At 36.4% G+C, this 24,166-nt stretch carries 23 protein-coding genes; 11 read left to right on the top strand and 12 right to left on the bottom strand.

The window, feature by feature from the left end:
- Nucleotides 1–6 precede the first annotated feature (6 nt).
- The 4 genes from BM201_RS10885 to BM201_RS10870 form a co-directional block, all read right to left on the bottom strand.
- Nucleotides 7–813: a TrmH family RNA methyltransferase gene (locus tag BM201_RS10885; protein WP_092542544.1), complete on the bottom strand. Its 807-nt coding sequence runs from the start codon at nt 811–813 to the stop codon at nt 7–9.
- A 73-nt stretch (nt 814–886) separates the two neighbouring features.
- Entirely contained in the window at nt 887–2,200 is a 1,314-nt protein-coding gene (locus BM201_RS10880) for an amidohydrolase family protein (RefSeq protein ID WP_092542542.1), read from the bottom strand.
- Nucleotides 2,201–2,212: 12 nt separating this feature from the next.
- A complete protein-coding gene (locus BM201_RS10875) occupies nt 2,213–5,197 on the bottom strand; it encodes an amidohydrolase family protein (protein WP_092542540.1) in 2,985 nt (994 codons plus the stop codon).
- 82 nt (nt 5,198–5,279) lie between these two features.
- A complete protein-coding gene (locus BM201_RS10870) occupies nt 5,280–6,353 on the bottom strand; it encodes a DUF3810 domain-containing protein (RefSeq protein ID WP_092542538.1) in 1,074 nt (357 codons plus the stop codon).
- A gap of 153 nt (nt 6,354–6,506) precedes the next feature.
- On the opposite strand from BM201_RS10870, the gene BM201_RS10865 reads away from it, so the two are divergent.
- Together BM201_RS10865 and BM201_RS10860 are read left to right on the top strand one after the other, a co-directional pair.
- Nucleotides 6,507–8,378 (top strand): DUF4859 domain-containing protein, encoded by a 1,872-nt coding sequence (locus BM201_RS10865; protein WP_092542536.1) that lies wholly within the window; start codon nt 6,507–6,509, stop codon nt 8,376–8,378.
- Nucleotides 8,379–8,590: 212 nt separating this feature from the next.
- Entirely contained in the window at nt 8,591–10,051 is a 1,461-nt protein-coding gene (locus tag BM201_RS10860; protein WP_092542534.1) for an aminoacyl-histidine dipeptidase, read from the top strand.
- A 3-nt stretch (nt 10,052–10,054) separates the two neighbouring features.
- Here the strand turns inward: BM201_RS10860 and BM201_RS10855 are convergent, their stop codons facing one another.
- The 4 genes from BM201_RS10855 to BM201_RS10840 all read right to left on the bottom strand — a co-directional run bounded on the left by BM201_RS10855 (nt 10,055) and on the right by BM201_RS10840 (nt 13,469).
- A complete protein-coding gene (locus tag BM201_RS10855) occupies nt 10,055–10,663 on the bottom strand; it encodes a hypothetical protein (protein ID WP_092542532.1) in 609 nt (202 codons plus the stop codon).
- 83 nt (nt 10,664–10,746) lie between these two features.
- Nucleotides 10,747–11,862, bottom strand: a complete 1,116-nt coding sequence (locus BM201_RS10850; protein WP_092542530.1) for a peptidylprolyl isomerase — start codon at nt 11,860–11,862, stop codon at nt 10,747–10,749.
- 39 nt (nt 11,863–11,901) lie between these two features.
- Nucleotides 11,902–12,456 carry a gliding motility-associated peptidyl-prolyl isomerase GldI gene (gldI, locus tag BM201_RS10845; RefSeq protein ID WP_092542528.1) on the bottom strand — a complete coding sequence of 185 codons (555 nt, stop codon included), beginning with the start codon at nt 12,454–12,456 and terminating at the stop codon, nt 11,902–11,904.
- Complete coding sequence (locus BM201_RS10840; protein ID WP_092542526.1) at nt 12,453–13,469, bottom strand: DHH family phosphoesterase; 1,017 nt, start codon at nt 13,467–13,469, stop codon at nt 12,453–12,455. Before BM201_RS10840 ends, gldI begins: the two co-directional genes overlap by 4 nt.
- A gap of 205 nt (nt 13,470–13,674) precedes the next feature.
- Between BM201_RS10840 and BM201_RS10835 the strand changes: the two genes are divergently transcribed.
- A complete protein-coding gene (locus tag BM201_RS10835) occupies nt 13,675–14,679 on the top strand; it encodes an alkaline phosphatase D family protein (RefSeq protein ID WP_245758621.1) in 1,005 nt (334 codons plus the stop codon).
- 78 nt (nt 14,680–14,757) lie between these two features.
- Nucleotides 14,758–15,177, top strand: a complete 420-nt coding sequence (locus BM201_RS10830; RefSeq protein WP_092542521.1) for a nucleoside-diphosphate kinase — start codon at nt 14,758–14,760, stop codon at nt 15,175–15,177.
- Nucleotides 15,178–15,262: 85 nt separating this feature from the next.
- Here BM201_RS10830 and BM201_RS10825 read toward each other — a convergent pair whose 3' ends face one another.
- Genes BM201_RS10825 through recF form a run of 3 tightly spaced genes read right to left on the bottom strand, consistent with a single transcriptional unit; the run spans nt 15,263 to nt 17,065 of the window.
- Nucleotides 15,263–15,556 carry a DciA family protein gene (locus BM201_RS10825; protein WP_092542518.1) on the bottom strand — a complete coding sequence of 98 codons (294 nt, stop codon included), beginning with the start codon at nt 15,554–15,556 and terminating at the stop codon, nt 15,263–15,265.
- Entirely contained in the window at nt 15,543–15,989 is a 447-nt protein-coding gene (locus BM201_RS10820; protein ID WP_092542516.1) for a lipocalin family protein, read from the bottom strand. Before BM201_RS10820 ends, BM201_RS10825 begins: the two co-directional genes overlap by 14 nt.
- Nucleotides 15,986–17,065 (bottom strand): DNA replication/repair protein RecF, encoded by a 1,080-nt coding sequence (gene recF / locus BM201_RS10815; RefSeq protein WP_092542514.1) that lies wholly within the window; start codon nt 17,063–17,065, stop codon nt 15,986–15,988. Before recF ends, BM201_RS10820 begins: the two co-directional genes overlap by 4 nt.
- 147 nt (nt 17,066–17,212) lie before the next feature.
- Here recF and BM201_RS10810 point away from each other — a divergent pair, with 147 nt between their 5' ends.
- From BM201_RS10810 to BM201_RS10780, 7 genes are all read left to right on the top strand, one after another.
- Nucleotides 17,213–18,004 (top strand): tetratricopeptide repeat protein, encoded by a 792-nt coding sequence (locus BM201_RS10810; RefSeq protein ID WP_092542512.1) that lies wholly within the window; start codon nt 17,213–17,215, stop codon nt 18,002–18,004.
- Between the two features lie 13 nt (nt 18,005–18,017).
- On the top strand, nt 18,018–18,515 hold the full coding sequence (gene ribH / locus BM201_RS10805) for a 6,7-dimethyl-8-ribityllumazine synthase (protein WP_092542510.1): 498 nt from the start codon (nt 18,018–18,020) through the stop codon (nt 18,513–18,515).
- A 144-nt stretch (nt 18,516–18,659) separates the two neighbouring features.
- Entirely contained in the window at nt 18,660–18,953 is a 294-nt protein-coding gene (locus tag BM201_RS10800) for a hypothetical protein (RefSeq protein ID WP_394333741.1), read from the top strand.
- Nucleotides 18,954–20,813, top strand: a complete 1,860-nt coding sequence (gene mutL / locus BM201_RS10795; RefSeq protein WP_092542506.1) for a DNA mismatch repair endonuclease MutL — start codon at nt 18,954–18,956, stop codon at nt 20,811–20,813.
- Entirely contained in the window at nt 20,814–21,563 is a 750-nt protein-coding gene (locus BM201_RS10790) for a rhomboid family intramembrane serine protease (protein WP_092542504.1), read from the top strand.
- On the top strand, nt 21,564–22,472 hold the full coding sequence (locus BM201_RS10785) for a rhomboid family intramembrane serine protease (protein WP_092542502.1): 909 nt from the start codon (nt 21,564–21,566) through the stop codon (nt 22,470–22,472).
- Nucleotides 22,473–23,522, top strand: coding sequence for an endonuclease/exonuclease/phosphatase family protein (locus BM201_RS10780; protein ID WP_092542500.1), 1,050 nt, complete (start codon nt 22,473–22,475; stop codon nt 23,520–23,522).
- Here BM201_RS10780 and BM201_RS10775 read toward each other — a convergent pair.
- Nucleotides 23,512–24,165 carry a WbqC family protein gene (locus BM201_RS10775; protein WP_092542498.1) on the bottom strand — a complete coding sequence of 218 codons (654 nt, stop codon included), beginning with the start codon at nt 24,163–24,165 and terminating at the stop codon, nt 23,512–23,514. The two genes, BM201_RS10780 and BM201_RS10775, sit on opposite strands and share 11 nt — an antisense overlap.
- Between the last annotated feature and the right edge of the window lies 1 nt (nt 24,166).

Here is a 24,166-nt window from a genome sequence, read left to right as displayed (position 1 = left end):
CCGAATCTACAAAAATGATCGTTGTCTTTTGGCTTCGAAAATAAGAATTCCCGCCGCTACAGAAACATTCATGCTATCGATGGCGCCACTCATTGGGATAATGATATTTTGCTTTGCCGCATCGCGCCATTCCTGGTTTAGTCCGGTAGCTTCGGTGCCCACAACGATGGCTGAAGCCTGAGTGAAATCCATTTCTGTATAAATTTCTGAAGCCTGTAATGCCGCAGCGTAAATAGAAATGTTTTTTTGCTGAAGAAAATCGATAATTTCAGCTGTAGTTCCCGTAGCGATGGTATTGGTAAAAACGCAACCCACACTAGATCGTATGATATTAGGATTGTAAAGATCTGTTTTTGGGTTGGCGATGAAAACCGCATCTACATTTGCAGCATCTGCCGTTCTTAAGATCGCGCCAATGTTTCCCGGCTTTTCAGGAGCTTCAGCAACTAAAATAAGCGGATGATTGTTGCTGAAATTAAACGTTTTTAGACTATTTTCTTTTGAAGCGAATACCGCGAGTAAACCTTCAGTACTCGAGCGATATGCTAATTTTTTATAAACTTCTGAAGAGATTTCGATAATCTCGGCATTAGAATTTTCGAAATTTGGAATGGATTTGAATTTATTCTCAGAAAAGAACTCGGGACAAAAATATACTTCCAAAAGATCAAAACCTCCCTTTAGTGCCAGGCCTGTTTCTCGCAATCCCTCGACCACAAATTTGCGCTCTTTTCTACGATTTCTGGATTTCTCCTGAAGCTGTAAAAGGTTTTTGATGCGTTTATTTTGGGTGCTCGAAATTTCTGTATTCATAAAGGCAAAAATAATAAAAAAAGCTGCCCGATTTCGAGCAGCTTTTGGTTGAATTTAAAGGAAGTTTTAAGGATTATTCTCCTGCTTCCTGTCTTTCGTATTTTTCCATATATCTTTTCCAAAGCTTGGTTTGTCTGGTATCCAGGCTAATTTTTCTACCCTGGATAAAAGCATCGGTAAGAATATTGGTTCTCATATCTAAAGCATCACCTTCGCTAATAAAAAGTGTAGCGTCTTTACCTTCTTCTAAAGTACCGGCAAAATCATCGATTCCCAGGATCTTAGCAGTATTGCTGGTGATAAGTTTTAAGGCTTCTTCTTTATCAAGACCATAAGCAGCTGCGGTACCCGCATAAAAAGGAAGGTTTCTGGAATTCATACGTTCCATGCTTCCGCTGCCTTCGATTCCTACAAGAATTCCTTCTTTAGCCAATTGAGACGCTAATTTATAAGGAAGATCATAATCATCGTCATCGCGATTTGGTAAACTGTGTGGTCTTCCGGTTAATACAGGAATATCATTCGCTTTAAGTTCATCGATCACTTTTAAACCATCGTAAGCTCCAACGATCACAAGATTTGCTAATTCTTCATCTTTTTTAAACTGAATTACATCAAGGATCTCTTTTTCTCCATTAACATGAACATAAACTTTTTTATCCCCAGAAAAAACTGCTTCCATCGCTAAATAAGGAAGATTATTTTCTTTTTGATCACCGGCTAAATATGCTTTAGCTTCAGCAAAAAAGCTTTTTAATTTAATGATGTTTTCCTGGTATTCTTTGCTAGGTTTTACTCCAGGATCTTCACCCATCCACCAGCGACCACGACGAACGCTGTTTGGCCAGTTAATATGAAGTCCGTCATCCTTTTTTACAGCAGCATCTTCCCAGTTCCAGGCATCAAACTGTACAATAGAAGAAGTTCCAGAGATAAAACCTCCTCTAGGCGCGATTTGTCCTAAAAGCACTCCGTTCGGACGCATTGTCTCGGTTACCTGGCTTTCTGCATTGTACGCTACCAAACTACGAATATGTGGTAGCATTTCACCAATTTCGTCCTCATCGTCTGTAGCTCTAACTGCATCGATCTCTACTAAACCTAGGGTAGCGTTAGGAGCGATAAAACCTGGATAAACATGTTTTCCTTCAGCATTAAAAATTTCTCCCTTGGCTTGTGAAGCTGCAGCCGAAGCATCGCCTACAGATGTGATCTTACCATCTTCAAAAATGATAAGGCTGTTTTCGATCACCTCGCCATTACCAATGTGAGCGGTAGCACCAACGATGCTAACAGCTTCAGATTGCTTTGCGGCGGGCATTTGTTGCGCATTTAATCCTAAAACAGAAATAAATGCAAGTATAAATGTGATATTAAATATTTTCATTTTCTGAATTTTTTATCGGATTACTCCCATAGTGTTACAATGCGCCTCAACTTTGTCTTTTTTCACAACTGGTTGCGTTTTAACGCCTTTGTTCTTCGCCTGAAGCATTTGTGTTATCAATTCGCTTTTCTGTTTTTTGATCGATTCTCTTAATTCTTTGTCACGATCAATATCAAAATAAACAACACCTTCGATCAATGTTTTTTCCGCTTTTGCATAAACCGATAGTGGGTGGTCACTCCAAAGAACCAAGTCGGCATCTTTACCTTCTTTAATACTTCCTACTTTATCATCGATATGAAGTAATTTTGCAGGATTTAATGTGACTAGTTTCCAGGCTTCTTCTTCGGTTAATCCTCCATATTTCATTGTTTTTCCAGCTTCCTGATTAAGACGACGGCTCATTTCTGCATCATCACTATTTATTGCAGTGACAACGCCCTGGCTATGCATGATCGCTGCATTGTAAGGAATAGCATCTTCAACTTCATATTTATAAGCCCACCAGTCTGAGAATGTTGCACCACCAATATTTCTTTCGGCCATTTTATCGGCGAGTTTGTAACCTTCAAGAATGTGGGTAAATGTATTTATTCTAAAATCCATACTATCTGCAACATGCATTAGCATATTAATCTCGCTTTGCACATAAGAATGGGAAGTAATATTTCTTTCGTCACGAAGAATTTCTGCAAGCGTTTCCATCTCGATATCTTTACGGTAAGAATCTGGATTGGCTTCTTTATTCTTCATGTATTCTTTAGCGCGACCAAAGTAATCCATAAATACCTGCTCTACACCCATTCTTGTAACCGGGAATCTATTACCGCTTCCCCAGTTAGATTGTTTTACGTTTTCGCCTAAAGCAAATTTTATGAATTTTGGAGAGTCTGGGAAAATCATATCCTCTGCAGAAGATCCCCATTTTAAACGAACGATTGCAGATCTACCTCCAATTGGGTTTGCTGAACCGTGCAACAATTGTGCAGTAGTAACCCCACCGGCAAGATCACGATAAAGCGCGACATCTGTAGGATCGATAACATCTTCCATAGTAACTTCAGCAGAAGAATTATGACCACCTTCGTTTACCGAAGAAAGTGCAATATGAGAATGTTCATCTACGATACCTGAAGTTAAATGTTTACCTGTAGCGTCGATCACCGTTGCTCCTCCAGCTTTAAGATCTTTACCGATTTTAGCGATTTTCCCTTTTTTTACCAGAACATCTGCATTTTCCATAATGCCCTGTTCCTCGTTAGTCCAAACGGTTGCATTTTTGAAAAGTATATTTTCTGCTTCCGGAATTTCCTCGAAACCATAAGCGGCGTTAGGGAAAGTAACCGGTACAACTTCAGGATTAGAAGTTTCATCTTCTTTCTTATCCTCGCTATCTTCAGATTTTTCATTTGAAGATTGTTTTGTAGCAGTAAACGAAGTGGTGTCTCCGTTCGGTAATATTGCTTTACCGCTAATCTTATCTGAAGCTGAAGCCACTTTAGCAGTTAACCTGATAAATTCTGTTTTTGTAGTATCTGGAGAAGAGATCAACAAATTCATCCAGCTATCTTCAAAACTTAATTTAGATCCTACTTTCACATCTTCGGCTTCGATTTTAGCCTTTGGTTTTTCAGCAGAACCAGTGATATTTAAAGTATATTCTTTTCCGTCTAATTCCAGATCATACTTACCAGTAATATCTGTGGTGTTCATAGTGTTAATTACCGCTTTTTCACCCTGAACCCAGTTTTCGAAGATTTTTGAGTCTTTTTCAAAGAAATCTCCAGAGGTGATGATAAAGTTTGCCCAGGCACCTTCTTTAATTTCTCCAATTTTACCGGCCTGGCCAATTACTTTTGCAGGAGTGGTCGTTAATGCAGCAAGAGCATCTTCTTTAGAAAGCCCATATTCGATAGCTTTTAAGAGATTTTCTTTAAATTCTTTTGCTGGGTCCAGACCTTTGGTGGTAATTGTAAACGGAACATCTGCATCAGCAAGCATTTTTAAATTTGCAGGAGCCTGATTCCATCTTTTCATATCGGCAAGACTTACATATTCTGCCATAAAACCATCTTCTACATCGTAAGCTGCAGGAAAAGTTAAAGGAATAAGATATGTAGCCCCGGTTTCTTTAATTTGGTCTAGTTTTTCGTATTCGAAACCGCTACCCAAAATTACATATTGCACACCAAATTCGTCACCTACTTTATCTACTCTAAGCTCGTTTAGCAAATTGTCTGTAGCGAAAATCTGGGTTAGATTTTTATTTCTGTTTAAAGCTTCTAAGGCAAGATCTTTATTATCTGCATGGCCATCTGCATACCATTTTGCATCAAGGTAAGCCTGTCTTATCAAAGCCATAACCCCCATTGTAGAAGATGGATAAGATTGTGGTGATTTAACACTTTTATCGAATGATAAATATTGTGCAGAGCGATCTTTTAAAATTCGGTCTCCTTCTGTTCCGTTTGGATTTAAAGCAATTAAAGCTCCGGTTCCACGAATAATTCCGTCTGCGATATGAGTATTCACTACTCCAAATCCTCCGTTATGATATTTTCCGGCTTCTCTGGCATCGTAGCTAAAACTTTCTACGGCATTTTGCTCTGGTCTTACATGGTCGTTCCAGTAAAACCCTTCGCGAGTTGCTTCATATTGTCCAGATCTTCCAAAGCTAGATTGCCGTTCTGGCTTTTTGATTCCGAATTCACTATAAAGATCAATAAATGATGGGTAAACATCTTTTCCTTCAAGATCGATCACCACGCTATTTTTTGGTGTTGAGATCGATTTACCAACAGCCGTGATCTTTCCATTTTGTATCGCAAACATTCCATTTTCAATTGTAGATGTGGGGTCTACATGAATATTTGCATTTTTAAAAACAGTATAGTTGGTATTGGTGGTTTTGACTCCCGAATTTGTGGGAAAGTAATCCTGAGCAGATAAGTTTGTGACACCCAGGAATAGAAAACATAGTAGAAATTTAAATTTCATAAATGTTAGGGGTTTAGTTACAATGTGGTTGAAATTATAAAAAGCAGAAAATTAAGAAAAAATTAATAAATCTTTAATGTTTTTAGAATGCATTTTCTACGTCCTCGTAATAATTAACGAGCAGGGCAACTACGTAACTATAACTGCGTAGACCTTCCTGTTGATTATTAACCATTAAGAAACGGTTGTAGAAAGCCTGAAACATAGGCTCAAAAGGATTTTGATGCTGAAGCCAAAAATCTTCAACTTCCTGGTAGTTTTTTAGAATACCGGGGTTAAGTGTTTTTATCAGCTTTTCACCCAATTCGCGGTCTCTTCTAAAAAGTTCTGCCAGGCAATATCTAAGCGCAAAGGTAAAGCCGCAATATCTAAAATATGGATCTGGATGATTGATCGTGACGAGGCAGGCAATAAAATTCGCTTCGTTTTCTTTAGCAAAACCCAATTGATGCCCAACCTCATGGCTTGCAGTCGTTGGAATTTTAAAAGGTAATATTGTGGTGTTTACTTGAGCTTCTGAGGTAAGTGGGTTTAAATAGCCATTAAATCCCATATATGTAAGTGGCCAGCTAAATAAAGATCTTTTTAAACTTCGGCCGGTATAAGTAAGCTCTGGGAAATTTGTTTCGATATGATCATAGCCTTCAACAGTAACGTCAAATATTTCAGCCTTAGAATATGGAATATCAACTTTTACTGAGTCATTTTGTACAATTTCACGATGAATTTTATTGGACTCTTCAATAAGTTTTTCAGTTAATAAAACTAATTCTTCCGTAGAATATTCATTATCGATATCTAAAGACTGGTGGAGTGGCAGACGGTAATAATTGAAACCCCAAAATAGATGAAAACAAAAGTAAACGATAGAGAGGCTCGCAAACATCTCTACGATCCATTCTTTTGGTTTTTTAAACCGCGTTTTAAATCTTTTAATAAGCCAGCGGATACTAAAAATTACAAGAAGCGTATATAAAACATCGCCAAAGGAAAATGGTAAAATACCAAGTGACCAACGCATTATTCTAGAGATATACGGATAAATTCCGCGACTATACCAACTTTCTATCAGCCATTCGTTTCCTGCCAGTAACCTGATGAATATAATCTGGAGCGGCAGTAAAATGGCCAATACTATTTGGGACTTCTTTTTCACAATCTCAAAAATAGGATTTTTAAGCCTAGTATAAAGAAATTGTTTTCTTCTAAATGCTAATTTAATCGAAGGATGGGGGAAAATAATAGGAATTTAAAATGAACAGACTTTATAATATTGATGTTTATTCTAACCTACTTAATATAAATTTTTATGAGATTACTTAAAAAGCTAATTATTCTATTGCTTTTGAATCTATTTTTTGTGAATTGTTCTTCAGATGAATCTTTCGAAGATCCTGTTGGAGGTGAAGAGGAAGAAACTCCTGTTGAAGAACCCGAAGAAGAGCCTGTTCCAGAAGAAGGAGAGCTTTCAATTTACATCCCCAATGAGTTTAGCGAAATGGATTTTGAAGACCCAGAAAGTACGTGGACTTATAACCGCAGCCGTGAATCAGAACATTTTATTGTTTTTTGGGGAGCAGGCTATGGTGATAACGCTCCGGGATCTGCAGATACGCCTGCGCAGTATCGTGTAGATATCGACGACCTATTGGATCGAGCTGAAGATTTTTATGCGCTAAATATTGGGGAATTAGGTTTCGCAGAAACTGGAGTAGGAAACTCTAATCTTGACCAGTATAAAATGATGATCTTTCTATTTTATCAAGAAGAGTGGCTGGCTACAGGCTCTGGCTACGATGATACGATTGGTGCTTTATGGATAAGTCCTAATACTGCGCAACCCGTTGGCCATACTATTGCGCATGAAATAGGTCATAGTTTTCAATATCAGGTATTTTCAGATATAGCAAATGGTCATGGCTTTCGATATGGTTTTGGCGGAAATGGCGGAAATGCTTTCTGGGAGCAAACTGCACAGTGGCAAGGATTTCAGTCGTATCCAGAACTTGCATTTACCGTTGGGGATTTTGGAGTGTATATTGAAAATTATAATAAACATATTCATCACGAAGATTATCGTTACGCTAGTTATTTTATTCATTATTACTGGACTTCTTTACATGGTAGGGATTTTATTGGTCGTTTATGGCGAGAAGCTCGGGAACCAGAAGATCCAATCCAGGCATATATGCGAATTACAGGCATAAGCGTAGATGATCTAAATGCTGAAATTTACGATGCAGCAACAAAATTTGTAACCTGGGATTTGGACGATCTTAGAAGTTATGGCGAAGACTTTATTGGCGCTCAAAATTATAATTATACCAGTCAGCAAGATGGTAGCCATATTGTGAGTCCAGATTATGCTCCGCAAACAACAGGATATAATGTAATTCCTTTAAATGTTCCTGAAGCAAATACCGAGGTTAGCGTAGATTTTACTGGGATCCCCAATGCAGCTGGGTTTAATACTGTAGATGCTTCGATCGCTGGTTGGCGTTATGGTTTTGTCGCACTACAAGAAAACGGAACTCGTGTTTATGGCGATATGAATAATGATAGTGATGGATCTGCCTCTTTTGTAGTGCCAGAAAATACAACAAATCTATGGTTTGTGGTGACCGGTGCTCCAAGCGAATATTCACCGCACGCATGGGACGATGATAATAGTAATGACGATCAATGGCCTTATCAGGTTTCTTTTGCTGAAACAAATATTTTGGGAATTGTAGATCTTCCTGAAGATGGTGAACCGCAAAATGTTGATCTAAGTTATGATATTTCGTTCCCTGCAGATACCGAAAATTATACAGGAACAAATGTCACCTTAAATACTGAAGCAATTGCGGAAGCTTTCTTAATGCAGCCTAATCAAATAGCACAGGAAATAGGGAGTTCAATTCAGTTTTATGCAGTAAATAGCAACGGAGATCTAATTGCTGAAACGACAGCGAATGGTTACGGACATTGGTTTGACGCTGCCGGTGACGTGATTGGCTGGGGAGATAATGCGGTAGTATATTCAGAATTTACTGAAAGCAACTTTAATTTTGAAATTGGTCAATTTCCGGGGCATTCTGTTTCAGGAGATATTTACACGATTAGTCAGGCTTTAGTCTACGAATACGATACTGGTGAGTTTGCTCAGGCAACGATCACTTTCAATATCACTATTGAATAATTCTACTCGAAAATCGATGTTTTTAGGACTAAATTTAAAAGCTGTCTGTGCCTTTGAAAAAGTAAAATAGTTTACTCTGAAATCATCAAAAATGGGATTCGTAAGGATCCCATTTTTGATTTTAGTCCTTAAATTAAGATATTATTATAATTCTTGTCTTTAATTCTCAATTAAATAGCATTATTTTTGAAAATACATCAAAAAATATAAAAATGAATGATGAGATAAGGGATTTACAACCCAAAGCGCTTTGGAATAACTTCGCAGATCTAAACGAAGTGCCTAGAGCGTCTAAAAAAGAAGACAGAATAATCGAATTTATCAAAAACTTTGGGGAGCAGTTAAGTCTGGAAACCCAGGTTGATGAAACCGGTAATGTTGTAATCCGTAAAGCGGCAACAGCTGGTTTAGAAGATCGAAAAATGGTTGTTTTGCAATCCCATTTAGATATGGTGCATCAAAAAAACAACGATACAAAGTTCGATTTTGATACCCAGGGAATAAAAATGTATGTAGATGGCGATTGGGTAAAAGCAGATGGAACAACACTTGGAGCCGATAATGGTCTTGGAGTTGCAACGATAATGGCTATTTTACAAAGCGATGATATTGCACACCCGGCGATCGAAGCTCTTTTTACCATAGATGAAGAAACAGGAATGACAGGGGCAAAAGGACTTTCTTCAGAATTATTAAAAGGTGATATTTTATTGAACCTAGATACCGAAGAAGATGATGAAATAGGTATTGGCTGTGCCGGTGGTATCGATATTACAGCTTTGCGTGAATACGAAGAAGAAAATGTTCCCGATAATAGTGTTGGCTATAAGATCGTAGTAAAAGGCCTGCAAGGTGGACATTCTGGAATGGATATCATTAAAGGTTTGGCCAATGCCAATAAATTAATGGCAAGATTATTATATACTGCTTATCGCGATTTTGGATTACGAGTATCTGAATTACATGGAGGCGGACTTCGAAATGCCATCCCTCGTGAAAGTGAGGCTTTTGTAACGGTAGATAAAGAAGATACCAACTTTTTTGTTCAGCAGATGTTGATGTGGATCGATGAGATCAAAAAAGAATATGCCAGCCTAGAGCCTAATATGGATATTAGTATTTCTGAAGCTGAAATTAGCGGAAAACTAATGAAGGTTGAAGATCAAATGGAGATCATAAAAGCGATTGCATCTGCACATAATGGTGTTTATAGAATGAGTCCCGAGATCGAAGGTTTGGTTGAAGCTTCAAATAACATCGCTAACGTAGTGGTCGCTAACGGAAAGGCAAAAATAAAATGTCTTACAAGATCATCTGTAGAGTCTACAAAAAGTGATCTTGCACATAGCTTGCAGGCAAGTTTCGAGCTAGCTAAGTTTAAAGTAAAACAATCTGGAGAATATCCTGGTTGGGCGCCAAATCCAGCTTCTGCAATTCTTAAAGTTTTAGATGAAATTTATCAAAAACAACATGGCGAAAAGGCTAATATTGCTGCCTGTCATGCAGGATTGGAATGCGGAATTATAGGGAATCATTATCCAGAAATGGATATGATCTCTTTTGGACCTACAATTAGAGGAGCACACTCACCAGATGAAAGAGCAAGTATTTCTTCAACACAGAAGTTCTGGGATTTTACGCTAGAAGTGCTTAAAAATATTCCGAAGAAATAGGAATTATAAAATTTCCTTCTGAATAAGTTCGTAGCAGCGATAGCTGAATTTGTTCAGAAGGTTTTTCCATACCTTATTTAAATTTGTGTTTTTATTATCATAAGCGACATACTTTTTGATAATCATACCTTCTCTTGGTGTAGCTTCAAAATTTATGTCAGATTCAATAACTGCAGAAGTATCTACTGTTTCTACCTTACCAATTACTTTGAAATTTACCGCATATTTCTCATAAATTCCTAAGAAATCTCTTTCTTCATAGGTATAGACATTTTCGTTTTTAACTATTTCTTTAAAAATTAAAGTGTCTACTGAAATTTTATAATTTGGAGTTTTTGCTGAGAAATTGAAATTTCTTTCTTCAAGATCTTTAACTAGAATTTTATTGAAATTATTTACAATTTTTTGAGAGTCTTTTTCGAAGAATTTTTTCAGGAAATAAGAATCTTCATTATAAGTCTTAATCAATTCTGGTTTGAAATTTAATGAAGTGTTTTTCGGAGTTTCAAACTTTCTATTCTTCCACCTAAAATCATTATTTAGGTTATTTGTATTTAATAGATTGCAGGATACAAAAGTAAGCGCAAGCAGGGCAAAGAAAAATTTTCTCATTTAGATGATAGTTGATGAAACATTTTACCTAAAAAGCAAAAAGCCTGCCAAGTGGCAGGCTTTATATTATTAAATAAAAGCTTTTATTTAATATCCACCAGATCAACAATAAAAACTAAATCGGTATTTGGTTCGATTGGTCCACGACCTCTTTCGCCATAAGCAAGATGACTTGGAATATATAAAATAGCTTTATCACCAACTTTCATTTGTTCGATACCTTCATTAAACCCGGCGATCATAGGTGCATCTGGACCGTAGGGAATATTTAATGGAGCATAACCACCTTGCATACTTCGCATTTCATTGAAGATGTCGAATTTCTTGGCAACATCCTCTTTGCTGGTATCAAAGATGCCACCATCTAAGAAGTAACCTTCGTAATCTACACCAACTTTTTGTCCAATTTTAGGTTTAGGTCCATCTCCTTCTTCAAGAATATGAATTCCTAGTCCGCTATCTAAAGTTTCTGCTTCGTCACGATATTTATCGAACATAGCTTTATTTTCGGCTTTTGTTTCTTCAAGTTTTCTGGCAGCTTCTGCTTCAGCATCTTTAATTTTCTGAAGTTCATCTGCAAAAACCTGTGGCGCATCAAATTTTCTGGCTGCTTTTCCTTTTCTGATAATTTCAACCTCATTGATCACAACATCTTTTACAGGACGATCACGAGGATCTGTCTCTACTTTTCCTATGGCATCAACAACATCCTGTCCTTTTACTACTTTACCAAAAACGGTATGTCTTCCGTCTAGATTGGTAGTAGGAGCTAGGGTTACAAAAAATTGACTACCATTAGTTCCCGGCCCAGCATTAGCCATAGAAAGAATTCCTTTAGAATCATGACTTAAACTATCGATGGTTTCATCTGGGAAACGATATCCCGGGCCACCACGACCGGTTCCTGTTGGATCACCACCCTGTATCACAAAACCATCAATGATTCTGTGAAAAATAATTCCATCGTAAAAATTCTTGTTTTTATAAGTACTGTCTACCATAGTGCTGGTTCCTTCAGCAAGAGAAACGAAACTGGCAACGGTAATTGGAGTTTGTTCGTAATAAAGTTCAGCTATAAAAGGCCCCATAGAAGTATCGAATCTTGCATACATCCCGTCTTCTAGATCTGGGTAATCATCTTTACAGGCTGTAAAAGCCAAAACAATAGCGCTTAAAAGTAAAAGGCTAAATTTCTTCATTATATTGATTTTAATTTTGGGTAAAAATAAATAAGATTTTTAGTTTATAGAATCTATCTCCTGGATACTATGTAAAGTTACAGTTGTTTTAATGGGAATATTGGTTCCAATGCGATCTTTATCGCCATAATATCCAAAAGCTTTGTACGACGGAAATAAGAACGTAACAGTTTCACCGGCTTTTATAAGTTTTAATCCATTTCTTAAACCACTAAATAAATTTTCTTGATCTATAGCGTATTCCTTTGTTGGCTTTTCACCTTCAGCATAAATTGTTTGATCATCCAGAGTTTTAATGTGATAGTCGAAACTTACAATATCACCAAATTCTGGTTTTTTGGTAGAAACAGAATCGGCTACTTTTTTATTGTAGAAATACCAAAATCCGCCGTTGCTGGCGATGTAATTTGTAGTACTATCTTCTGCAATAATTTCTTTTATTAAAGATTCTTCCTGCGCCAGTAGCTTTTTATTTCGTGTTACCGATTCATTAATGTAGCTACCTGAATTCTGACTTACAGGATAACGTGCTTCTGGAGATTTGCAGGAAATTGCTGCTGAAATTATTAAGAAACTAAAAATTAGTTTTTTCATGCCTGAAGTTGTTCTTTATATTCAGGAAGTAATCGATTAAATTCTACAATGGTGTCGTTCATAGAGACTTCGCTTCTTCCGCCGGCCGCATTATTGTGTCCACCACCATTAAAATGTGCGCGAGCAAATGAGTTTACTGAAAAGTCACCTTTAGAACGGAATGAAATTTTAATGATTCCTTCTTGTTTATTTTCGATAAAAATAGCTGCAAAAATAATTCCATCAAGAGAAAGTCCGTAATTCACAAAACCTTCAGTATCTCCTTTTTTGAAATTGTGAGTATCTAATTCTTCTTGAGAAATGGTAATGTAAGCCGTTCTAAATTGTCGATTAACTTTTAAATTTTGAAGCGCTACGCCCAGTAATTGCAATCTGCTTTCAGAATTAGTATCAAAAACATCCTGATGAATTTTGCTATTTTCAGCACCTTTTTCAATAAGATCTGCTACCACACGATGCGTGTTTGGTGTAGTGCTCGAAAATCTAAAAGATCCGGTATCGGTCATTATCCCTGTATAGAGACAACTTGCAATTTGCGGAGTGATTTTCTTTTTGGCGCGGAGTCTTTCTATAAAATGGTACACCATCTCGCAGGTAGAGCTCATGCTGGTATCACTATAGGTGTAATCTGCATAATCTGCAGGTTCCTGGTGATGATCGATCATTATAAAAGTTGCTTCGCTTGCCTGCAAAGAATTTTGCATATCACCACAACGAGAAAGGTCATTAAAATCTAGCGTAAAAATGATCTCAGCTTTTTCGATAATTTCGTCTGCTGTTTTTTTATCCTCTTCGTAAATAATTACCTCGTCGTTCCCGGGTAGCCATTTAAGGAAGTCTGGATATTCGTTAGGTGCAATTACGGTAGCATTATGTCCTTTATCTTTCAGGAAATGCATTAAGGCCAGGGTGCTTCCCATGGCATCACCATCTGGGCCTTTGTGCGGCACGATCACTATGTTATTAGCATTAGCTAATTCCGCAGTAATTTCTAAAATATATTGCTCTATCATAAGATTGGTAAAGATACAATTTAATGTCTTATTAAGCTTTGCTCGGTAATCACGATTTCATCCTTCTTTAATCTATTTCTGCTATAATTTTTTTCTAGATCAGCATTTGTTTAATTATGGGTAATTTACCATTTCGTTAAACTTAGCTTCGGTCTTTAGAAGTTGGCAGTCAATGTTTATTTTTATTGGACACAAAACAACAAAAATGCTTAGAATTTTACGATTTTCAGTTTTATTATTTCTTTTAGGTTGTAATTCTACCTCTAACGTCGTTAATACCGACGAGCAGGAAATCGATCCAAAAGAGTACGATTATACCATTGTTTTTGGTAGTTGTAACGATCAGGACAATCCGCAACCACTTTGGGACCCAATTTTGGCTCATAATCCAGATGCTTTTATTTGGGGTGGTGATAATATTTATGCCGATACGCCAGATATGGAGAAGATGAAAGAGATGTATAATTTTCAGAATAATGTTGAAGAATATCAGCAGTTGGTAAATTCTACAGTGATGCTGGGAACCTGGGACGATCACGATTTTGGAAGTAACAATGCCGGGAAAGAGTGGGGCAAGAAAGCTGAAAGTCAGCAATTATTTCTTGATTTTATGAATGTGCCCGAGGATGATTCGCGTAGAGATCGAGAAGGCGTCTATTATTCACAGAATTTGAATGCTGAAGGGAAAACCATAAAAGTGATTTTGCTGGACACTCGTTATTTTAGAGATCCTATTAATGAAGGGCGAGAAGGGACCATTTTAGGAGAAGCACAATGGATATGGCTAGAGAATGAATTAAATAATAGCACGGCAGATTATCATGTTATAATGAGCAGCATCCAGGTGTTAAGTCGCCAACACCGTTTTGAAAAATGGGCGAATTTTCCAGAAGAGCGTGAGCATTTATTAGATATAATTGTGAGTTCAGGAATTAAAAACCCGATCATTATTAGTGGTGATCGTCATATTTCAGAATTTTCGAAAATGGATATCGAAGGTCTGGAGGCGCCATTGTACGACTTTACTTCTAGCGGAATGACACATGTTTACGATGGGTTTAGTGGAGAGCCTAATATGTATCGTGAAGGAGAGGTGATTTTTCAGTTAAGTTTTGGTGTTTTGAACTTTGATTTTGAAAATCAGGAAGTTAATATGCAAATGAGAGGCATAGAAAATGCGCTTTTGCAAGAAACAAGCGTCAAATTTTAGAAAATTGATATAAAGTTTTAATAACCTTGTATTTGGAAGAGAATTGGTTATTTTTGCTCAAAATTTAAAAAACACGAAATGGCAGGAAACAGAACTTTCACCATGCTTAAGCCTGATGCTGTAGAAAAAGGGCATATTGGTGCAATTTTAGATCAGATCAATGCTTCAGGTTTTAGAATCGTAGCCATGAAGTTAACGCAAATGACAACAGCAGATGCAGAGACTTTTTACGCGGTTCATAAAGAGCGTCCGTTCTTTGGTGAATTAGTAGAATTTATGACAAGAGGACCAATCGTTGCTGCGATCTTAGAAAAAGAAAACGCAGTTGAAGATTTTAGAACTTTAATTGGTGCTACAAATCCTGAAGATGCTGCTGAAGGAACTATTAGAAAAAAATATGCTGCTTCTGTAGGAGAAAATGCAGTTCACGGTAGTGATAGCGACGAGAACGCTGCTATCGAAGGTGCTTTTCACTTTGCAGGTAGAGAAATGTTCTAAGAATATTTTTTGTAATAAAAAGAAAAGCTATCCAGTTTCGGATAGCTTTTTTTATGCTTTTTTCTGATTTTTTTTTGTGTTTGATCTACCGAAGAACCAGTTTTTCTATAAGCGCTTTCCCTAATTCTTCGTTTAGCATTTTAACGATCTTTTCTTTTCCGTAGCTTAATTCTTCGCGTAAAACAGAAGAACTTAATTGAACGTACAAAGTGCTTCCCTGTAATTTAATTGCAGTGGTATATTTTTGGATGGCAGGCCCCATTTGCTGATTCCATGCATCACGAACATGAACTTTATCCAAGCCCTTTTCAAGATTGTTCTTTTCAACAAACTCTTTTAAAACGTCTCCTAAACTTAGATTTTCGTTATTCCTCTTCATTGGTTTCGATATTTATGGGGCTGTATTTTTTGTAATGATATATTTTATTCTGAGCATTTTTTATAACCAGGTTTTCTTCTGAAGCTTCAAGAACAGTTTCCTTCCAGTTATCGTAAGGAGTTTTATAATAAATTCTTAGACTGTCTTCTTCAATTTTTAGATCAATTTTTTCAGCAGAATTGGTGGTTTTAAATGTGGCATCCATCTGGGGTCGCAGTTTTGTACGCTGGCCTGATGATTTGGATGAATCGCTTAGTTCAAAATAATCGACATTCTCACTCATTCTATAAGTAATGGTAGAATCTGGACTTACTTCAACTTTATCAATTTCCCAGTAGCCTTCTAAAAATTGGATCTGTTCTTTTGGATCCTGTTTATTACAACTTAATAGAATTATACTTACTACGAAAAAAAATACTCCTTTAATTTTCACAATTTGAATATTTTATAGGTTTGATTGCTTTCTTTTACCACTTTTTCGGTACGCTCGGCATGCGTATCGCTTATAAATATTTGGCCTAAATCTTTTGTGGCTACCAAAGCTACAATATGCGCAACGCGCTGTTCATCCAGCTTGTCAAAAACATCATCTAATAGTAATATTGGGTTTACGCCGCTTATTTTTTTAATAAAATCGAATTGAGCTAATTTAAGAGCCACTAAAAATGACTTTTGCTGGCCCTGAGAACCAAATTTTTTAATAGGATGACCTTCAATTTCAAAACTTAGGTCGTCTTTGTGCGTTCCAACGCTGGTATATTGCAAAACCATATCTTTTTGAAGCTGATCTTCCAAAAGTTGGGATAAAGGCTTTTCAGCAAGCTGACTTTTATAATTAATGCTTACCGGTTCCTTATTGTTGGTAATTTCAGCATATCTTTTATTAAATATCGGAACAAATTCTTCTAAAAATTCAAGGCGTTTTTTGTATAATTTCGATCCGAGATCATTAAGCTGAAGATTATAAACTTCTAAAGTATCACGATCGAAGGTGTGATTGGCTGCAAAATATTTTAAAAGGGAGTTTCGCTGTGATACTACTTTAGAGTAATTTATAAGATTATTTAAATAGGCATTATCACTTTGGGAGATCACGCCATCCATAAACTTTCTACGAGTTTCGCTACCTTCTATAATAAGGTCGCGATCTGCGGGAGAAATAATCACGGCAGGTATAAAGCCAATATGCTCACTAACTTTCTCGTAAGGCTTTTGGTTTCTTTTGATCACTTTCTTTTGCCCACGCTTTGCGCTCACTAAGATGTGTTCTTCTTTTTCGTTTTTCTCAAACGTACCATCTACCACAAAAAAGTCGGCATCGTGATTAATATTCTGGCTGGTAATCGGGTTAAAATAACTTTTTCCGAAAGCCAGGTGATATATGCTATCTAAAACGTTTGTTTTTCCCACACCATTATGCCCAACCATACAGTTAATCTTAGGATCAAAGTCGAAAGAAGACGACTCCAGATTCTTATAATTTAATAGAGAAAGCTGTTTTAAATGCATAATTTATTGAAAATCAATGTGGTTTTGATCTGCCTGGCAGGCTAGAAATTGCTAAGCGAAAGAGCTTAAAATATTGAAAAAATACAAATAATTTCCCTTTTAATTTTCACAAAATATTATATTTTTGCCACGCATTAAAAATATCTTATGGCAACGTATAAGAAAAGAGGATATAAACCACAAAAGGAGAACATCCAGGACGTAGAAGAAACAAACGAAAACGAATATGTAGAAGGTCAATCTACTACAGAGGAAGTTTTTAACACTCTAGATGAAGGTGCTAGTCGCACAGAGACCTGGGTAGCAGATAACCAAAAATACATTTATATCGTATTAGGCGTTATTGTTGTAGCTGTTTTGGGATATCTTGGATACGAGCAATTTATACAAGAACCAAAAAGAGCCGAGGCTGCTAACGAAATGGCGCAGGCTCAAAACTATATGCAGTCTGCTATGAATGCTGGAGCTACAGAGAGCGATTCTCTTTATAATCTGGCTTTAAATGGTGGAGAAGGTAAATACGGTTTCTTAGATATTATCGATAATTACGGTGGTACTGCTAGTGCTAATATTGCATCTTATAATGCTGGTTTCGCTTATTTATACACAGGTAAATACCAGGAAGCTATAGAGTATCTAGAGGACTTTAATAGTGATGATGAGGTTTTAGCTCCTTTAGCTACAGGTGGTATTGGTGATGCGTTTATGCAACTAGAGCAACCAGAAGAAGCTTTAGATTATTACGTGAAAGCGGCTAATATGAGATCTAATAGCTTTACTACACCAAAATTCTTACTAAAAGCAGCTGTTACAGCGCTAGAGTTAGGAAATGCTGAAGATGCTTTAGAGTATCTTAATAAATTAGAAAATGAATATCCAGAGTCTCCTGAAGCAGAACAAGCTCCTGTATTTATTGGTCAGGCTCAGGCAATGAACTAACATATAAACATATATGGCAACCGAAGGAAATAATCTATCGGAATACGATAAATCTTCAATCCCAAACGCGAAAGAATTTCGGTTTGGGATTGTTGTTTCAGAATGGAATGAGAAAGTAACTGAAGGTTTATTTCAGGGCGCTTTCGAAACATTGAAAGAACATGGTGTATTAGAGAAAAAAATAGTGCGTTGGAATGTACCAGGAAGTTTCGAGCTAACTTACGGCTGCAAGAAAATGCAGGAAACTTATGATATGCTGGATGGTATCATTGCAATTGGGAGTGTGATTCAGGGAGAAACCAAGCATTTTGATTTTGTATGCCAGGGAGTTTCAAATGGTATTACCCAGTTAAATGTAAATAGCGATACCCCGGTGATTTTCTGTGTATTAACAGATAATAACATGCAACAGGCCTTAGACCGTTCTGGAGGAAAGCACGGTAATAAAGGAACTGAAGCAGCAATTGCAGCCATCAAAATGGCACAACTAAGAAAAGAATCCAGATTTTAATAATCTTAGATAGTATCTTATCATAATCCACATGCCGCTTTTTTAAAGCGGCATTATTATTGCTTTTTTAATTTTATAGAAGAGCTCTTCTATTTTAGAAAGCTTTTAAGTAAATTTGATGTACCACGTTTTAAAGCAATAATTTTGAGAGTCAATTTTTTAAAAACCAAAAAGAACGTCCGTTACAATTATACTCCTCGTTACTATAACGGTAAGGATACGGGTAATATTTACGATTTTGATTCGAAATTTAATAAATATAGGGAAGCTACAAATGCGATAGATTTTGGTGCACAATGGTCTAGAGATCGAAAGGCCAGCCGAAATCGTGGAAATAGAGAAATTAACCGTCGTGTGATTTATGTAGCGCTTGTCCTTATTTTTATTTTTTTGTGGATTATAGATTTCGATTTGTCTATCTTCTCGAATCCTCGTTAAATGAGTGATATAATACAACTTTTACCAGATCACGTTGCTAACCAGATTGCAGCGGGAGAGGTAGTACAGCGCCCAGCATCTGTTATTAAAGAATTACTGGAGAACGCTATAGATGCTTATGCTCAAAATATTCAGGTTGTAATAAAAGATGCCGGCAAGACATTAATACAGGTTGTAGACGATGGTGCCGGTATGAGTCTTACCGATGCACGCATGTGTTTTGAGCGGCATGCGACTTCAAAAATTAAAGCGGCTGAAGATCTTTTCAGTTTAAATACTAAAGGATTTAGAGGTGAAGCCTTAGCCTCGATCGCGGCAATTGCTCATGTAGAATTAAAAACCAGGCCAGAAAGTGAAGAAGTTGGTACCTGTATTAAAATTGAAGGAAGTAAAGTTACCTCTCAGGAGCCTTGCGTAACACCCAAAGGAACTTCACTTTGCGTGAAGAACCTTTTTTATAATATTCCCGCAAGGCGGAATTTTTTAAAGTCTGATGCGGTAGAATTACGTCATATAATTGACGAATTTCAGCGAGTGGCGATGGCACATCCGTCGATTGCTTTTTCACTTTTTCATAATGGTGGTGAACTGTTTCAGTTACCAGCAACCAATCACAGACAGCGAATCACCAATATTTTTGGAGCCAAAACTAACGAAAAGCTCGTTCCGGTAAATGAGGATACCGAGATTGTGAAAATTTCGGGCTTTGTTGGGAAACCAGAATTTGCGAAACGAAGCAGGGGAGAACAGTTCTTTTTTGTGAATAACAGGTTTATTAAAAGTCCGTATCTAAATCATGCAGTTTCTGCAGCTTTTGAAGGTTTACTGAAGGAAAAAACTTATCCAAGTTACTTTCTTTACCTAGATGTAAATCCAAAAAGTATAGATATCAATATCCATCCCACTAAAACCGAAATTAAGTTCGACGATGAGCATGCGCTTTATGCTATGTTAAGAAGTGCTATAAAACATAGTTTGGGACAATTTAGTGTGGCACCGGTGCTAGATTTTGATCGTGATTCTAATCTGGACACACCTTACGATTATAAAAATAAAGAGGCTGAAGTTCCTAAAATCGAAGTAGATCGTAGTTTTAATCCTTTCGAAAATGAGTTAAATACATCTTCAATTCGATCTGGCAAAAGTCATAGCTTCAGAAAAGAAAACACACAATCCTGGGAAAGTTTATATGCTGGTTTAAATGCTATTCCAGAGGCAGACCAAACGCAGTTTAAGCAGGTCGAGTTTGAAAGCGAAGAAGTAACCGGGAAGCTTTTTGACGATAATCATAGCGAGCCCGAATCGGGGACTTTTCAACTTCAGAAAAAATACATCGTTTCTACGTTGAAAAGTGGAATTTTGGTAATCGATCAAAATCGTGCCCATACCAGGATTTTATATGAAGAGCTTTTAAAGAATATTACGATCTCTGCGGCGGTTAGCCAACAGCTTCTTTTTCCATTACAGTTGCAATTCAACACGAATGAAATGGAAATGCTTAAAGAAATTAAGGAATCTTTAGAACAAACTGGTTTTATTTTTTCTAATATTGAAGTTGATAATGTAGAGATCACTGGGATACCAACATTAATTAGTGAAAGTGAAGTTGGTATTTTGCTAGAACAGTTGTTGTCTGACTTTGAAAATGAAGTTCCCGATAACGGATTTTCGCAAACCGATTTGCTGGCCAAATCGCTTGCAAAAGGAATGGCAGTAAAATCTGGAACTTTATTAAACAGTACTGAACAGCAACACATTGTAAATCGATTGTTTGCGTGTAAAGAACCAGATGTTAGTCCGTTTAACAAATCGGTCTTTGTCACTTTAACCGTGGACGAATTAGATAAAAAGTTTACCTAAATGGGAAGAATTTCTGAATCTGTAAAAGTAATTTTAATAGCAAATATCCTATTTTTTATAGGTAGCCAGGTAATTGGTGGTAAGGCTTATGATTTATTTGCTTTATGGTTTCCAGAAAATCAAAATTTTCAGTTTTGGCAGGTGATCACCCACATGTTTATGCATGGGGGCATTTCGCATATTTTCTTTAATATGTTCGGCCTTTATATCTTTGGAAGTTTTTTAGAGCAAAGTATTGGTCAGAATCGCTTTTTATTCCTTTATTTTTCTGCCGGTCTTGGTGCTGCCGGACTTCAGATTCTATTCGCTTATCTCGACTTTAATTCCGCTTATAATGCATTGATAGAAAACGGAGCGAGTGTTTCCCAAATTAATGAATTACTAAATCAATTTGATGGGCAGGCTTACGGGATGATGTATAATGGCGGTAATGCTTTAGTAAACGATCTTGCAAGCTCATTTATGGTGCCTATGGTTGGAGCTTCTGGAGCCATATTTGGAGTCACTGCTGCCTTTGCTGTGATCTATCCTAACCTACCTTTGTATATCATGTTTATACCAATCCCAATTAAAGCAAAATATTTAATTGGTGGCTATTTTCTATTGAATGTTTATTCAGCGGTAACTGGACAAACGCTTTTAGGACCATCAAACACCGCTTACTGGGCGCATATTGGAGGTGCAGTTATTGGATTTATCACAATGTGGTATTGGAAGAAAAATCAGTTTAATCAAAATAGATGGGACTAAATGAGAACATCTGATAGAATACGATATAAGATAAATACGGCCTCTGTTACAGAGAAACTCATCGCTGTAAATGTGATCGTATTTCTATTCTTCGGAATTTTAAACACGATTTTTTCCCTTTTTGAAATTCCGGGTTTTGCTAATTTTTATGATTGGTTTGTTTTACCTTCAGATCCAGCAGAATTTATTCTGAAACCCTGGACGATCATTAGTTACTCATTTTTGCATGGCGGGATCTTTCATTTGATCTCTAATATGCTGATATTGTATTTCTCAGGAATATATTTTTTAAATTTCTTTTCACCAAAACGACTTTTAAACTATTATTTTCTTGGAGTTATTATTGGTGGATTGGTTTTTATGCTGAGTTACAATTTATTCCCAGCATTTGCAGGTGGTAAATCTTACCTTGTGGGAGCTTCAGCCGGTGTCATGGCTGTTTTAATTGGCGTTGCAACGCAAGCGCCAAATATGTATGTTAGATTACTAATATTAGGAAATTTAAAATTCTGGTGGATTGCGGCCGCATTAGTGGCAATAGATATTATTCAAATTCCAATGGGTAATGCAGGAGGTCATCTGGCGCATCTTGGTGGAGCAGGTTTGGGGTATCTATATACTACGCAATTGCATAAAGGTAATGATATAGGTGCGTGGTGGGAGAATTTAATGGACGGCATAGCTAATCTTTTCAAAAAGAGAGAGAAGAAAGCTAAAATGAAAACAGTACATCGTACTTCCAATAAACGGTCTGGAACTTCATCATCAAGCTCTAGATCAACATCAATGTCTAAATCTGAAAAGCAGCAAAAAGTTGATACGATTTTAGATAAGATCAGTAAAAGCGGTTATGAAAGTTTAACGAAAGCAGAAAAGGATTTTCTCTTTCAGGCAGGCAAAGACGATTAAATGAAAAAATTATCCTGGTTTGATAAACTTATTTTCTTTTTAAATTCTTTATTGGCTATCGCACTGATCCTAGCCTATTTTCTCCCGTATATTCCACCAAAAAGTTATCCGCTTATTTCGGTTCTCACTTTAGGTGTTCCAATCTTGATCATTGCGAACCTTGTTTTCTTTTTATACTGGCTGTTGCGTATGAAGCGACAGATGCTCTTATCGCTGATCATTATGATTGTAGGCTTTGGTTTTGCTTCTAAGTTTTATAAATGGCCATTTACGAGTGAAGATAGGGCTGGGAAGTATTCTATCATGAATTATAATGTTAGGATGTTTAATAAATCTGTTTGGACAGAGGAAGAAAATATTCCTGAAAAAATAAATGCGGTAATAGATGAATCAGATCCAGATATACTAACGATTGAAGAATATTATAAAAATGAATATCTGGAAAAAAAATATCCATTTAAATTTATCAAATATCGATCTGAAAGGTCATCTTTTGGTCAGGCTATATTTTCAAAATTTCCATTAATTGGTAAGACCTCTTTAGATTTTAATGTAGATGATTTTACAGGGGATAATAATAATGCGATTTTTACAGATGTTCTTATTGAAGAGGACACCATCAGGCTGTACAATATCCATTTTCAAAGCTTAAAAGTTACGGAAGATGTTCAGGAAGTAGATAATTTTAAAGATAAGCAAGAATCGAAGAAAGTGGTTAAGAATATTTCTAGTGGTTTTGTAAGACAACAAAATCAGGCTGAAAAAGTATATCAATCCATCAGGGAATCTGCTTATCCAATAATTATTAGTGGAGACTTTAATAATACTGCGTTTTCTCATACTTATAAACATGTTAGAAATGATCGATTTCAGGATGCTTTTGTAAAAAAAGGTGCAGGTTTTAGCAGCACTTATAATCTGAATTATTTCCCTTTAAGAATAGATTTTCATCTTTTAGACACGGTGTTTGAAATCAACTCTTACGAGCGAATTAAAGTGCCGTATTCAGATCATTATCCTATTCTAACTACTTTTTCATTCAAAAATTAAAGTCGGGAAGTTTTTGATTTTCCAGAAAATCTAAGCTTCGGGGGCCCAGGTTAAAAATTAAATCTAGGATGCTCAAATTATTTAAAAATCCGTGTTTTGGCTCAAATACTTGCTGGTAGCGTTCAGATAAAAAATTAAAATCTTTTTTTGCTGAAATTAGATGCCTTCCGTTATCCATTGCTGTAGGATTTCTAAAGTATTCATCAGTTTGTTTTATTTCAGCTTCAATTCCTATGGCATCAAAAACAAAGGACTGGCATTTTAAATTAAAATCCATTAGATGAGAAAATTGATTTTCATATAAATATATGATATCATCTTCATAAAACTCGAAGAACGGAGAGGTTTGGTAAGATGCTTTTAAAGCACGCCAATGTTGCTTCTGCCATTCAAAAGAGTTATCAATCAAAACATCCTTGTATAACTGATTTCCATCTGAGGCTTTACCTGTAAGTGAGGATTTATGTTTTATAGGAATATTTAGTAATAATTTACCGTTAGCATCATAAATATACATTCGGTTACGATAAGTCTGTTTTTGATAGCTGTCAAAGTTCTCTAAAACAATCTTTTCATATTGGGTGATTACAGTATATTGCGAGACAGGGCCGAAATAGGCCGGATGTAATAAAACAGTATTCATT

The sequence above is a fragment of the Zunongwangia mangrovi genome, from assembly GCF_900112105.1.
Lineage (GTDB): Bacteria > Bacteroidota > Bacteroidia > Flavobacteriales > Flavobacteriaceae > Zunongwangia > Zunongwangia mangrovi.
Note: the sequence above shows the minus strand (reverse complement) of the source record. Positions and strands in the feature narration are given on the sequence as shown.

What these genes read in the sequence shown, in the direction of transcription:
- BM201_RS10855 (WP_092542532.1), bottom strand. Translation starts at nt 10,663, where the DNA reads ATGAGAAAATTTTTCTTTGCCCTGCTTGCGCTTACTTTTGTATCCTGC.
- BM201_RS10835 (WP_245758621.1), top strand. Translation starts at nt 13,675, where the DNA reads ATGCTTAGAATTTTACGATTTTCAGTTTTATTATTTCTTTTAGGTTGT.
- BM201_RS10840 (WP_092542526.1), bottom strand. Translation starts at nt 13,469, where the DNA reads ATGATAGAGCAATATATTTTAGAAATTACTGCGGAATTAGCTAATGCT.
- BM201_RS10830 (WP_092542521.1), top strand. Translation starts at nt 14,758, where the DNA reads ATGGCAGGAAACAGAACTTTCACCATGCTTAAGCCTGATGCTGTAGAA.
- ribH (WP_092542510.1), top strand. Translation starts at nt 18,018, where the DNA reads ATGGCAACCGAAGGAAATAATCTATCGGAATACGATAAATCTTCAATC.
- BM201_RS10780 (WP_092542500.1), top strand. Translation starts at nt 22,473, where the DNA reads ATGAAAAAATTATCCTGGTTTGATAAACTTATTTTCTTTTTAAATTCT.
- BM201_RS10880 (WP_092542542.1), bottom strand. Translation starts at nt 2,200, where the DNA reads ATGAAAATATTTAATATCACATTTATACTTGCATTTATTTCTGTTTTA.
- recF (WP_092542514.1), bottom strand. Translation starts at nt 17,065, where the DNA reads ATGCATTTAAAACAGCTTTCTCTATTAAATTATAAGAATCTGGAGTCG.
- BM201_RS10790 (WP_092542504.1), top strand. Translation starts at nt 20,814, where the DNA reads ATGGGAAGAATTTCTGAATCTGTAAAAGTAATTTTAATAGCAAATATC.
- BM201_RS10825 (WP_092542518.1), bottom strand. Translation starts at nt 15,556, where the DNA reads ATGAAGAGGAATAACGAAAATCTAAGTTTAGGAGACGTTTTAAAAGAG.
- BM201_RS10865 (WP_092542536.1), top strand. Translation starts at nt 6,507, where the DNA reads ATGAGATTACTTAAAAAGCTAATTATTCTATTGCTTTTGAATCTATTT.
- BM201_RS10875 (WP_092542540.1), bottom strand. Translation starts at nt 5,197, where the DNA reads ATGAAATTTAAATTTCTACTATGTTTTCTATTCCTGGGTGTCACAAAC.
- BM201_RS10810 (WP_092542512.1), top strand. Translation starts at nt 17,213, where the DNA reads ATGGCAACGTATAAGAAAAGAGGATATAAACCACAAAAGGAGAACATC.
- BM201_RS10785 (WP_092542502.1), top strand. Translation starts at nt 21,564, where the DNA reads ATGAGAACATCTGATAGAATACGATATAAGATAAATACGGCCTCTGTT.
- BM201_RS10850 (WP_092542530.1), bottom strand. Translation starts at nt 11,862, where the DNA reads ATGAAGAAATTTAGCCTTTTACTTTTAAGCGCTATTGTTTTGGCTTTT.
- BM201_RS10860 (WP_092542534.1), top strand. Translation starts at nt 8,591, where the DNA reads ATGAATGATGAGATAAGGGATTTACAACCCAAAGCGCTTTGGAATAAC.
- mutL (WP_092542506.1), top strand. Translation starts at nt 18,954, where the DNA reads ATGAGTGATATAATACAACTTTTACCAGATCACGTTGCTAACCAGATT.
- gldI (WP_092542528.1), bottom strand. Translation starts at nt 12,456, where the DNA reads ATGAAAAAACTAATTTTTAGTTTCTTAATAATTTCAGCAGCAATTTCC.
- BM201_RS10775 (WP_092542498.1), bottom strand. Translation starts at nt 24,165, where the DNA reads ATGAATACTGTTTTATTACATCCGGCCTATTTCGGCCCTGTCTCGCAA.
- BM201_RS10885 (WP_092542544.1), bottom strand. Translation starts at nt 813, where the DNA reads ATGAATACAGAAATTTCGAGCACCCAAAATAAACGCATCAAAAACCTT.